Raw genomic sequence first — 12,405 nt, 5'->3', positions numbered from 1 at the left:
CAATGGCAAGCTTGATCAACTGCCCGCATTGCGGCGTGCGAGCCAAGGAGGAGTTCTCCATTCGCGGCGCCTCCGTGGTTCGTCCCGCGCCGAACGCGCCGGATGAGGACTGGAACCGTTACGTCTTCATCCGCGACAACGAGCGCGGCCGGATTGAGGAATATTGGCACCATAGCGCCGGGTGCCGCCGCTGGCTGGTCGTCGACCGCAGCAATGTCACCCATGAGGTCTTTTCCGTTACGGATGCCGAGGACAAGGCGAGGGAGGCGGCACGATGACGGCCTATCGTCTGTCGACCGGCGGCCTGGTCAATCGCAGCCGGCCGCTTTCCTTCCAATTCGACGGCAAGGAGATGAAGGGATTAGAGGGCGATACGCTTGCCGCCGCTCTGCTTGCCAACGACCAGCTGCTGGTTGGCCGCAGCTTCAAATATCATCGGCCGCGCGGCATTCTGACCGCAGGCTCGGCCGAGCCCAATGCACTCATCACCATCGGCAAGGATGGCCGCACCGAGCCGAATACGCGCGCCACTGTCGCCGAGCTTTATCAGGGCATGAGTGCGGTGAGCCAGAACCGCTGGCCGTCGCTGAAGTATGATTTCGGCTCGATCAATGGTTTGTTCTCGCCCTTTCTTGGCGCCGGCTTCTACTACAAGACCTTCATGTGGCCCGCCGCCTTCTGGGAGAAGGTCTATGAGCCGCTGATCCGGCGTGCCGCCGGCCTCGGCAAGGCCGTCATGCAGGCGGATCCGGACCGGTACGAGAAGGCCTGGGCGTATTGCGACCTGCTTGTGATCGGCTCCGGTCCCGCAGGCCTGATGGCGGCTCTGACCGCTGCCCGCACCGGCCTGCGCGTTGTCTTGGCCGATGAAGGTTTCCGGCTGGGCGGCTCGCTCTTGTCGGAAAGGCTGACGATCGGCGGCGCTTCCGCTGACGTTTTCGTGCAGGCAACGCTCGAGGAGCTGCAGAGCTTCGAGAACGTGACCTTGATGCCGCGTACCACCGTGTTCGGCTGGTATGACGACAACATCTTCGGCGCAGTCGAGAAGGTGCAGAAGCATCTGGCGATGCCATCGCGCGACCTGCCGGTCGAGCGGCTCTGGCGCATCGCCGCCAAGCGCGCAGTTCTCGCATCCGGCGCCGAGGAGCGGCCGCTGGTGTTCGGCGGCAACGATCGTCCAGGCGTAATGATGGCGGGCGCCATGCGCAGCTATCTCAACCGCTATGGTGTCGTTGCCGGGCAGAAGGTTGCCGTCTTTACCAATGGCGGGTCCGGCTACCGGACCGCCGCCGATCTCGCCGCTGCAGGCGCCGAGATTTCGGCAATCCTCGACACGCGCGCCGCATCGGCCGATGCTGCTCCTCAGGGCGTGCGCGTGGTTCATACAGCAAGCGTGCATGCGACCAAGGGCAAGTATCGCATCACCGGCGTCATTGCAGACCGCGGCGGCTTGGATGAGCTGATCGCCTGCGATGCGCTGGCCATGTCGGGCGGCTGGTCGCCGATCATTCATCTTGCCTGCCAGCGGGGCGCCAAGCCGGTCTGGTCGGACGAGAAGCAGGCCTTCATGGCGCCGATCGTCTCTGGCGAGTTGGAGATTGCCGGTTCGGCTGCGGGCATCGAAAGCGTTTCCGGCTGTCTTGCCGACGGGGCGGAAAAAGCGCGGAAAATCGCTGAAGGCTTCGGCCGCAAGGCTCACGGGGTCGAACTGCCGGAAGTGGAGGGCGAATATGATCCGTCTTTTGCGGCGATCTGGCATGTGCCGGGCGCGAAGGACAAGGCATTCGTCGACTTCCAGAACGACGTCCACGCCAAGGATCTTGGTCTCGCTTTGCGCGAAGGCTTTGGCCATGTGGAACATGCCAAGCGCTACACGACGAGCGGCATGGCGACGGACCAGGGCAAGCTCGGCAACGTCAACGCCGCCGGTATCATCGCCGGCATGCGCGGCGTCAGCCCGGCGGCCGTCGGCACGACGACTTTCCGGCCGTTCTACACGCCGGTTTCCTTCGGTGCACTGGCGGGAACCGCGCGCGACAAGCATGCGCAGCCGGTTCGGGAATCGCCGCTGCATGGATGGGCAAAGAAGAACGGTGCCGCCTTCGTCGAGGCCGGCCTTTGGTATCGTTCGTCGTGGTTTGCCCGACCGGGCGAAAAAGGCTGGCGCGACAGCGTCGATCGCGAAGTGCTGAATGTCCGCAGCAATGTCGGCATCTGCGACGTGTCGACTCTCGGCAAGATCGAGATTTTCGGCAAGGATGCGGCCGAGTTTCTCAACCGCCTTTATTCCAACGCCTTCCTGAAGCTGCCGATCGGCAAGGCGCGCTATGGCTTGATGCTGCGCGAAGACGGCATGGTCTTCGATGACGGCACGACGAGCCGGCTGACGCCCGACCACTTTTTCATGACGACCACGACGGCGATGGCCGGCGAAGTGATGACGCACATGGAATTTGCGGCACAGACGCTCTGGCCGCAGCTCGACGTTCGTTTCGTCTCATCTTCCGATCAATGGGCCCAGATGGCGATTGCCGGTCCGAAGGCGAGGCTGGTGCTGGAGCAGATCGTGGAAGACGATATTTCCGACGCGTTCTTGCCATTCCTCGCCGCAGCCGAGATCATGCTGAAAGGTGGGCTGAGGGCGCGCCTGTTCCGCATCTCCTTCTCGGGCGAGCTCGCCTATGAACTCGCGGTGCCGGCCGGCTACGGCGAGGCGGTCGCGGACGCGATCATGGAAGCGGGCAAGGCGCATGGCATCTGCCCATATGGCGTCGAAGCGCTCAACGTGCTGCGTATCGAGAAAGGGCATGTCACCCATAATGAGCTCGATGGCCGCACCACGCCTGATGATGTCGGGCTTGGCCGCATGATGTCGACGCAGAAGCCAGACTTCATCGGCAAGCGGCTGTCGACCCGCTTCGGTCTGACCGCCGCCGACCGTAGCCAGCTTGTCGGCTTGAAGCCGATCGATACGGCCAAGGAAATTCACGCTGGCGCACATATTTTGAAGGAGGGCGCGAGACCTTCGACGGTAAATGATCAGGGGCATGTCTCCTCGGCGTGCTTCTCGCCGACGCTCGGTCATTCCATCGCGCTCGCTTTCCTGAAGTCGGGTCGGGAACGCATCGGCGAGCGCGTGGTCGTCTGGGACGGGTTGCGGAGTGAAGAGGTGGCGGCGGAGGTCTGCAGCCCGGTCTTCGTTGATCCGGACAACAAGAAGCTTTTGGGGTGATGGACTGATGAGCGTCGCGTTTCAGAACAGGCATGTGCTGGAAGATCATATTTCCGGTTTCGAGGCTGCCGCAAATCCGAATCATCTCGCCATCGTGCGTCGCCCCGCGATCTTCTCCGTGCTCGCGAAGGCGGGGGATCGGGATGGCATTCTGGCGGGCCTGAAGGCGCTGAAGGATGTATCGGTTCGCGATGTCGGGCCGAGGGAATGGTTCGTTGTGTCGGACATGCTCGGAGCCGATAGCGTGGCGCGGGATCTCTTCATGCTCGATCCGGCCAAGGTCTCGTTTTTCGAGCAGAGCGACGGTCGCGTGCTGCTGCGCATTTCCGGCCCCAGCGTCCGCCGTATTCTCGCCAAATGCGTGGCTGTCGATCTGCATCCGCTGGTCTTTACCGAGGGAAAGTCGGCCAACATGTTGTGCTGCCATATCAGCGCCAATGTCGCCCGAACCGGCCCCGACCGCTTCGACATCATCGTGCCGCGCTCCTATGCCGGCAGCGTCTTCGAAGAGATCATGGAGATGGGACGGGAGTTCGCGCTCACGGCCGGTTTCGCCGATTGAAAATCCTTATATCGCCTGATGCCGGATGCTTGCCTGCGGGGTTGCGCCGCCAATAACCGATGACGCGATCCGAACAATTGCGATGGCGCAAACAGACATATCGGTTTCGCAGTTCGGGCTATTTGGCCTATCGGATAGTCTCTAGGTTTCCTCTCAAATAAGGCCGGTCGCGCGGGAAGACACCCGGCGGCTTCGTGCCGAAAACAGGGGATTCCCAATGAAAAGCCATGCCAAGGTCGTCGTCATCGGTGGCGGTGTCGTCGGATGTTCGGTGCTCTATCACCTGACGAAATTCGGCTGGACGGATGTGGTCCTGCTCGAGCGCTCCGAGCTGACATCCGGCTCGACCTGGCATGCAGCCGGCGGTATGCATACGATCAATGGCGATCCGAATGTCGCCAAGCTGCAGAAATATACGGTCGAGCTCTACAAGGAGATCGAGGAATATTCGGGCCAGGACATCGGGCTGCACCTGACGTCCGGCCTGATGCTGGCGGCCACCCCTCAGCGCTTCGACTGGCTGAAATCCATTCTCGCCAAGGGCCGCTACAACGGCCTGGAAGCGACGCTGCTGACGCCGAAGGAAGCGCATGACATGATGCCGCTTCTCGATCCCGATCAGTTCGTCGGCGCGCTCTACGACCCCGTCGAGGGCCATCTCGATCCCTATGGCACCACGCATGCCTATGCCCGTTCGGCCAAGAAGAACGGCGCCGAGATCTACCTGCACACCAAGGTGGAAGAGCTGGTGCAGCGTGAGGATGGTTCCTGGCGGGTCATTACCAACCAGGGCGAGATCATAGCCGAGCACGTCGTCAACGCCGCCGGCCTTTGGGCGCGCGAAGTCGGCCGTATGGTGGGGCTTGAGCTGCCGGTGCTGGCCATGGAGCATATGTATCTCATCACCGAGGACATGCCCGAGGTCATCGATTTCAACAGGACGTCGGGCAAGGAGCTGATGCACTGCGTCGATTTCGACGGCGAAATCTATCTGCGCCAGGAGCGGCAGGGCATGCTGATGGGCACCTATGAGAAGGCCTGCCGCCCATGGTCGCCCGTGACGACCCCTTGGGATTTCGGTCACGAGCTGCTGGCCGAGGATATCGAGCGCATTACGCCGGAGCTGGAAGTCGGCTTCCGCCATTTCCCGGCCTTCAACAATGCCGGCATCAGGAGGATCATCAACGGCCCCTTCACCTTCTCGCCGGATGGCAATCCGCTCGTCGGCCCGGTGCGAGGCTTGAGGAACTATTGGTCGGCCTGCGCCGTCATGGCCGGCTTCAGCCAGGGCGGCGGCGTGGGGCTCGCGCTCGCCAACTGGATGATCTACGGCGATCCGGGCTTCGATGTATTCGCCATGGACGTTTCCCGCTATGGCGACTACGCCACGCTCGCCTATACCAATGCCAAGGTGCGCGAGAACTATGCCCGCCGCTTCTCGATCCGCTATCCGAATGAGGAACTGCCGGCTGCGCGTCCGCTGCTGACGACGCCGATCTACGATAAGCTCAAGGAAGCCGGCGGCGTCTTTGGCGGCTACTATGGCCTGGAGCAGGCGCTGTGGTTTGCGCCGCAAGGCGAAGTGGATCAATTCTCGTGGCGCCGTTCCAACGATTTCGATGTCGTCGGCGCCGAAGCCAAGGCGGTTCGCGATAGCGTCGGCTTGATGGAGACATCCGGTTTTGCCAAATATTCGGTCAAGGGACCGGGCGCCGAGGCCTTCCTCGACACGTTGCTCGCCTGCCGCATTCCGGCCGTGGGCCGTATGACGCTGGCGCCGATGCTGAAGCATGACGGCAAGCTGATCGGCGATTTCACCCTGGCCAAGCTCGGCGAGAAGGATTTCCTTCTCATCGGCTCCGGCATCGCCGAAGCCTATCATATGCGCTGGTTCGAACGCCTGCTGCCGAAGGACGGTTCGGTGGAGCTCAAGGCACTCGGTCTTTCCCTGCTTGGCCTTTCGATCGCCGGCCCGAATGCCCGCAAGCTGCTGCAGAAGCTGACCCATCAGGATCTTTCCACGGCCGCGTTCCCTTTCATGTCGATCCGCCGCATGGATATCGGCATGGCGCCCGCGGTCGTCGGCCGCGTCTCCTATACGGGAGATCTCGGCTACGAGATCTGGATGAAGCCGGAGTACCAGCGCTACATTTTCGACCTTCTGATGCAGGAAGGTGCCGAATTCGGCATCCGGCTCTTTGGGTTGAGAGCATTGAACGCACTGCGTCTCGACAAGTCCTATGGCAGCTGGGCGCGCGAATACCGGCCGCTTTACGGGCCGTTGGAGGCCGGGCTCAACCGATTTGTCGCTCTGTCCAAAGAGGCCGATTTCATTGGCAAGACCGCCGCTGCTAAGGAAAAGGCGGAGGGCGGAACCTTGCGGCTGCGTACCTTTATCGTGAGCACAAGGGATGCAGACGTCATCGGCGACGAGCCTATTTATCACAAGGGCGCGGTCTGCGGCTGGGTGACGTCGGGCGGATATGCGCACGCTTCCGGCCTTTCCGTTGCCGTCGGCTATGTTCCGAAGGAAATTGCCGACGAGACGCAGGATTGGGCGATCGAATTGCTCGGCGAGCTTCTGCCGGCAAGGCTTCAGCCCGAGCCACTGTTCGATGCAGACGGCGCCCGTATGCGCGCCTGAAGAACGCCATTCACGCGTCAGCGGCGATCATGGCTGATCTGCCGCTGACGAAAGCTTTTCAGCACGGCGGCGTCCTGGACAGCTTTGGCTAATTTTGAGCCATGGACTGCCGTTTTCATGTCATTTTTGGTCGGATTCGCATCAGCCCACGGTGATTTGAAAAGAATTTGTCAATTTCTCGCCTTTTTGGCTTCACATTTCCTTCGAAACCAGTATGGAATCGCGGCCATAGGCCTTCAGAAGGAGCCTAAAAAAGTAATAAGAGATGCGGTCGCATGACGCCGCATCCAGGGGAAATGATATATGGATTATTTTATCCAGCAGCTCTTAAACGGGCTGACTCTCGGGTCGATCTACGGCCTGATCGCCATTGGTTACACCATGGTCTACGGCATCATCGGCATGATCAATTTTGCCCACGGTGATGTCTTCATGCTTGGCGGTTTTGCCGCGCTCATCACCTATCTCGTTCTCATTTCGCTCTTTGCCGGCCTGCCGGTTGCCATCATGCTTTTGGTGATGCTGATCGTCGCCATGCTGATGACGAGCCTCTGGAACTGGGTGATCGAGCGCGTTGCCTATCGGCCCTTGCGCGGGTCGTTCCGCCTCGCGCCGCTCATCACGGCAATCGGCATGTCGATCGTTCTGTCGAACTTCATTCAGGTCGCGCAGGGTCCGCGCAACAAGCCGATCCCGACGCTGGTGGGCGATGTCTATAATTTCGGCGGTGTCTCGCTGTCCTTGAAGCAGATCATCATCTTCATCATCACCGTCGTGCTGCTGGCCGCCTTCTGGTACATCGTCAACAAGACGGCGCTTGGGCGTGCCCAGCGGGCGACCGAGCAGGACCGCAAGATGGCGGCGCTGCTCGGCATCAACGTCGACCGGACCATCTCCATCACCTTCATCATGGGGGCGGCGCTCGCCGCTGTCGCCGGCACGATGTATCTGATGTATTATGGCGTTGCGAACTTCACGGACGGTTTCGTGCCGGGTGTCAAAGCCTTTACGGCGGCGGTTCTTGGCGGCATTGGCTCGCTGCCTGGCGCTGTTCTCGGCGGTCTGATGATCGGCTTCATCGAGTCGTTCTGGTCGGGCAATTTTCCCATCGCGTATAAGGATGTCGCGACATACGGTATCCTGGCCTACGTGCTGATCTTCAAGCCGACGGGTATTCTCGGCCGGCCGGAAGTCGAAAAGGTATAACGCCATGGCAAATTCAAACTTCGTTGCAGGCAAGACCGCACCCGGCCTTGTCCAGAAAGGGATTACGGACGCTCTCTGGGCGGCCGTCATATCCTTCGGCATGTTCGTCCTCTATATCGGTCTCAAGACCGATCAGAACATGGACAACAAGCTGATCATCGTGCAGCGCTGGGGCCTTCTGGCGACCATCGTTGCGATCGCTACCGTCGGCCGCTTCATCATGACGGTTTTCGTTCAGCCTTATCTGGCAGCGCGAAAGGCCGCCAAGGCGAAGGTCGTAAAGGTGGGAGGCGAACAAAGTTTCGCCGCCAGGCATTTCAACAAGATCGCGCTCCTGCTGCTGCTCATCTATCCGCTGGTGGCCGTTGCAATGTACGGTCCCCAGGGATCGTTGACCTATGTCGATAATTTCGGCATCCAGATCCTCATCTACGTGATGCTTGCCTGGGGCCTGAACATCGTCGTGGGCCTCGCAGGCTTGCTTGACCTGGGCTATGTCGCCTTCTATGCGGTCGGCGCCTATTCCTATGCCCTGCTGTCGACGCATTTCGGGCTGTCCTTCTGGCTGCTGCTGCCACTGTCGGGGATTCTTGCTGCACTTTGGGGGATGATACTGGGCTTTCCGGTGCTGCGCCTCAGGGGTGATTACCTGGCGATCGTGACACTCGCTTTCGGGGAAATCATCCGCATCGTGCTGACCAACTGGACCGATGTGACGCAGGGAAGCTTCGGCATCTCCAACATCACCAAGGCATCGCTGTTCGGCCTCTATACCTTCGATATGAAGGATCCGCACAATTTCGTGCGCAGTTTCGGTCTGCCGATCTCGTCGGCCTGGTACAAGATCTTCCTGTTCTACGTGATCCTGCTGCTCTGCATGCTGACCGCCTATGTCACCATCAGGCTGCGCCGCATGCCGATCGGACGTGCGTGGGAAGCGTTGCGCGAGGACGAAATCGCCTGCCGCTCGCTCGGAATCAACACGGTGACGACGAAGCTGACGGCTTTTGCCACCGGCGCCATGTTTGGCGGCTTTGCCGGCTCCTTCTTTGCGGCGCGTCAGGGCTTCGTCTCACCGGAATCCTTCGTCTTCCTGGAATCGGCGATTATTTTGGCGATCGTTGTTCTCGGCGGCATGGGCTCCTTGAAGGGTATCGCTATCGCGGCGATCGCCATGATCGGCGGCACCGAAGCGCTGCGTAATATGGGTTTCCTGAAGACCGGCCTGGTTTGGGGCGACACGACGCTCATTCCCGGTTTCGGCCCGGATTTCACCCCGGAACTCTACCGCATGCTGATCTTCGGCCTCGCCATGGTGGTCGTCATGATCATCAAACCGCGCGGCTTTGTCGGCACGCGTGAGCCGACCGCCTTCCTCAAAGAGCGAAAAGCGGTTTCCGGCAGCTTTACCAAGGAGGGCCACGGCTGATGAACGCTGTGACCGCAAACCATAATGACATTCTGCTGAAGGTCGATCACCTGTCGATGAGGTTCGGCGGCCTGATGGCGATCAACGACTTCTCCTTCGAGGCGAAGCGTGGCGACATCACTGCGCTGATCGGGCCGAACGGCGCTGGCAAGACGACGGTGTTCAACTGCATCACCGGCTTCTACAAGCCGACGATGGGCATGATCAGCCTGCATCAGAAGACCGGTAAGGAATATCTTCTGGAACGGCTTCCGGATTTCCGGATCACGCGTGAGGCAAAGGTCGCGCGCACCTTCCAGAACATCCGCTTGTTTTCGGGCCTCACCGTGCTTGAAAACCTGCTGGTGGCGCAGCACAACAAGCTGATGCGGGCCTCCGGCTATACGATCCTCGGCCTGCTCGGCATCGGTCCCTATCGCTCCGAGGCGAAGAATGCGATCGAACTTGCGCGCTTCTGGCTCGAGAAGGCTGATCTCGTCGATCGTGCCGACGATCCGGCCGGCGATCTTCCTTACGGCGCGCAACGCCGCCTGGAAATCGCACGCGCGATGTGCACGGGTCCCGAGCTGCTTTGCCTGGACGAGCCGGCCGCTGGTCTCAACCCTCGCGAATCCCTGGTTCTCAACGAATTCCTGCGCAGTATCCGCAAGGATACCGGTACATCTATCCTGCTGATCGAGCACGATATGTCGGTGGTCATGGAAATTTCCGACCATGTCATCGTACTCGAATATGGGCAGAAGATTGCCGATGGTACGCCGCAAGAGGTGAAGAACGATCCTCGCGTGATCGCTGCCTATCTGGGCGTTGAGGATGAGGAAGTGGAAGAGGTGATTGCCGAAGTCGAACACCTCCAGGAAGGTGAACATTGATGACGGGGCAGCCACTTCTCAAAGTTGCGGGTGTGGAAACCTATTACGGCAATATCCGCGCCCTTGCCGGGGTCGATATCGAAGTCAACCGTGGCGAGATCGTCAGCCTGATCGGCGCTAACGGCGCCGGCAAGTCGACACTGATGATGACGATCTGCGGCAGCCCCCAGGCTCGCACCGGGTCGGTCATTTTCGACGGCCAGGATATTACGCGCATGCCGACGCACGAGATTGCCCGGCTTCGCATCGCGCAATCGCCGGAGGGGCGGCGCATCTTTCCGCGCATGACCGTCTATGAAAACCTGCAGATGGGTGCGAGCCTCGACAAGCTCAAATACTTCAGCGAGGATGTCGAGAAGATCTTCACGCTCTTCCCGCGCCTGAAGGAGCGCCAGTCGCAGCGCGGCGGTACGCTTTCCGGCGGCGAGCAGCAGATGCTCTCGATCGGCCGTGCGCTGATGGCGCGCCCGAAGCTGCTGCTGCTGGACGAGCCCTCGCTCGGCCTGGCGCCGCTGATCGTCAAGGGCATCTTCGAAGCGATCAAGGTTCTGAACCAGAGCCAGGGGCTGACCGTGTTCCTGGTCGAGCAGAATGCCTTTGCTGCGCTGAAGCTTTCCGACCGCGCCTATGTGATGGTCAACGGCCGGGTGACGATGAGCGGTTCGGGCAAGGAACTGCTCGCCAATCCGGAAGTGCGCGCCGCCTATCTCGAAGGCGGACATCATTGAGTTTCGTTTCGCGGAGAATTTGAGATGCAGGGACTTCTCTTCGACAGCGATACCGGCGGCCGCATGGTCATCCGAGCCGTTATCGTCATCCTGGGGTTCTGGACCGCATGGCGCGCAGGCCGCGCTGTTGCCTCCAACTGGGAAACCTATCCGTTCGCCGTGGTCTACAGCTTTCTGATCGGCCTTGGGCTGCAGTTTCTGCACCACGCGCTGTTCAATGGCCCAGTGTTCGACATCACCATCTACATCATCGATGTCGTGCTGCTGCTTGTTTTTGCGACGGCAGGATACCGGTATCGGCGTACCGATCAGATGGTGAATAATTACTACTGGCTTTATGAAAAGACTTCGGCCTTTTCTTGGAAGAAGAAGAATTGACACTGGGCCTAAACTAGGCACAGTCTGCGTACAACCAAGAGCGTCACCCAGCCCATAAAACAGATGGGAACTGGCTGGGTCATGCCTCCAGAGTTCGGAATGCAAGCGTTACCGGCGTGATGATTGGTGGGTATCGCGCAGGGCAGATTAAACGGAACCCGCTCAAAAATTGGGAGTAATAATATGAAGAAGTATCTTCTGTCGGCGGTGGCTTTGTCGGCGATGATCGCTTTCGGCGGCGTTGCGAAGGCCGACATCATTGTTGGCGTTGGCGGTCCGTTGACGGGCCCGAATGCTGCGTTTGGCGCGCAGCTTCAGAAGGGTGCGGAGCAGGCTGCAGCCGACATCAATGCGGCAGGCGGCATCAATGGGGAAAAGATCAAGATCGAACTCGGCGACGACGTCTCCGACGCCAAGCAGGGCGTCTCGGTCGCCAACAAATTCGTTGCTGACGGCGTGAAGTTCGTCGTCGGTCACTTCAACTCCGGCGTTTCCATTCCGGCTTCGGAAGTCTACGCCGAAAACGGTATCCTGCAGATCACTCCCGCTTCGACGAACCCGCAGTTTACCGAGCGCGGTCTGTGGAACACGTTCCGTACTTGCGGCCGTGACGACCAGCAGGGCGAGGTTGCCGGCAAGTATATCGCCGACAATTTCAAGAGCGCTAAGGTCGCCATCGTTCACGACAAGACCCCGTATGGCCAGGGTCTGGCCGACGAAACCAAGAAGAACCTCAACGCCGATGGCGTGAAGGAAGTTCTTTATGAAGGCATCACCCCTGGCGACAAGGACTACTCGGCCCTGATCGCCAAGATGAAGCAGGCCGGCGTCGATTTCGTCTATTACGGCGGTCTGCATACGGAAGCCGGCCTCATCATGCGTCAGATGGCCGACCAGGGTGTGAAGGCTCACTTCATGTCGGGTGACGGTATCGTCTCGAACGAATTGGCTTCGATCGCCGGCGACGCCGTCGACGGCACGCTGATGACCTTCGCTCCGGACCCGCGCAAGAACCCGGCTTCCGCCGATCTCGTCGCCAAATTCCGCGCTGCCGGCTACGAGCCGGAAGGCTATACGCTGTACTCCTACTCGGCTCTGCAGGTCATCGCTGCCGCCGCCAAGGCTGCCGGCTCCAACGACCCGATGGCCGTCGCCGACGCGATCAAGGCAAAGGGTCCGTTCAAGACCGCTATCGGCGACCTCGGCTTCAACGCCAAGGGCGACATCACCCGTCCGGACTATGTCATGTACAAGTGGGCCAAGGGTTCCGACGGCAAGTACAATTACACCGAAATCACGAAGTAAGCTTTGCGATGCCGGTTTTCCGGCATAGGCAGGATCTGGGAAGCCCGGC

General features: G+C 60.3%; 10 protein-coding genes. All 10 read left to right on the top strand.

Going from position 1 to position 12,405, the window contains the following annotated elements; genetic code table 11:
* Nucleotides 1-2: 2 nt before the first annotated feature.
* The 10 genes from C7U61_RS13925 to C7U61_RS13880 all read left to right on the top strand — a co-directional run bounded on the left by C7U61_RS13925 (nucleotide 3) and on the right by C7U61_RS13880 (nucleotide 12,356).
* Nucleotides 3-278: a sarcosine oxidase subunit delta gene (locus tag C7U61_RS13925; protein ID WP_106998633.1), complete on the top strand. Its 276-nt coding sequence runs from the start codon at nucleotides 3-5 to the stop codon at nucleotides 276-278.
* Nucleotides 275-3,232, top strand: coding sequence for a sarcosine oxidase subunit alpha family protein (locus tag C7U61_RS13920; protein ID WP_106998632.1), 2,958 nt, complete (start codon nucleotides 275-277; stop codon nucleotides 3,230-3,232). The genes C7U61_RS13925 and C7U61_RS13920 overlap by 4 nt, the downstream gene beginning before the upstream one ends.
* Nucleotides 3,233-3,239: 7 nt before the next feature.
* A complete protein-coding gene (locus tag C7U61_RS13915; RefSeq protein WP_106998631.1) occupies nucleotides 3,240-3,794 on the top strand; it encodes a sarcosine oxidase subunit gamma family protein in 555 nt (184 codons plus the stop codon).
* Between the two features lie 217 nt (nucleotides 3,795-4,011).
* On the top strand, nucleotides 4,012-6,438 hold the full coding sequence (locus C7U61_RS13910; protein ID WP_106998630.1) for an FAD-dependent oxidoreductase: 2,427 nt from the start codon (nucleotides 4,012-4,014) through the stop codon (nucleotides 6,436-6,438).
* A gap of 303 nt (nucleotides 6,439-6,741) precedes the next feature.
* Nucleotides 6,742-7,644: a branched-chain amino acid ABC transporter permease gene (locus C7U61_RS13905; protein WP_069611711.1), complete on the top strand. Its 903-nt coding sequence runs from the start codon at nucleotides 6,742-6,744 to the stop codon at nucleotides 7,642-7,644.
* A 4-nt stretch (nucleotides 7,645-7,648) separates the two neighbouring features.
* Entirely contained in the window at nucleotides 7,649-9,073 is a 1,425-nt protein-coding gene (livM, locus tag C7U61_RS13900; RefSeq protein WP_106998629.1) for a high-affinity branched-chain amino acid ABC transporter permease LivM, read from the top strand.
* Nucleotides 9,073-9,945: an ABC transporter ATP-binding protein gene (locus C7U61_RS13895; RefSeq protein ID WP_106998628.1), complete on the top strand. Its 873-nt coding sequence runs from the start codon at nucleotides 9,073-9,075 to the stop codon at nucleotides 9,943-9,945. The genes livM and C7U61_RS13895 overlap by 1 nt, the downstream gene beginning before the upstream one ends.
* On the top strand, nucleotides 9,945-10,673 hold the full coding sequence (locus C7U61_RS13890; protein WP_106998627.1) for an ABC transporter ATP-binding protein: 729 nt from the start codon (nucleotides 9,945-9,947) through the stop codon (nucleotides 10,671-10,673). The genes C7U61_RS13895 and C7U61_RS13890 overlap by 1 nt, the downstream gene beginning before the upstream one ends.
* 24 nt (nucleotides 10,674-10,697) lie before the next feature.
* The gene (locus C7U61_RS13885; RefSeq protein WP_106998626.1) at nucleotides 10,698-11,051 is read left to right on the top strand and encodes a DUF6867 family protein; all 354 of its coding nucleotides are present in this window, start codon (nucleotides 10,698-10,700) and stop codon (nucleotides 11,049-11,051) included.
* Between the two features lie 183 nt (nucleotides 11,052-11,234).
* On the top strand, nucleotides 11,235-12,356 hold the full coding sequence (locus C7U61_RS13880) for a branched-chain amino acid ABC transporter substrate-binding protein (protein ID WP_106998625.1): 1,122 nt from the start codon (nucleotides 11,235-11,237) through the stop codon (nucleotides 12,354-12,356).
* Nucleotides 12,357-12,405: the final 49 nt, after the last annotated feature.

It is taken from the genome of Rhizobium sp. JAB6 (assembly GCF_003024605.1).
In the GTDB taxonomy this organism is placed as follows: domain Bacteria; phylum Pseudomonadota; class Alphaproteobacteria; order Rhizobiales; family Rhizobiaceae; genus Rhizobium.
The sequence above is the reverse complement of the archived record's forward strand: the minus strand, read 5'-3'. Positions and strand labels throughout refer to the sequence as shown.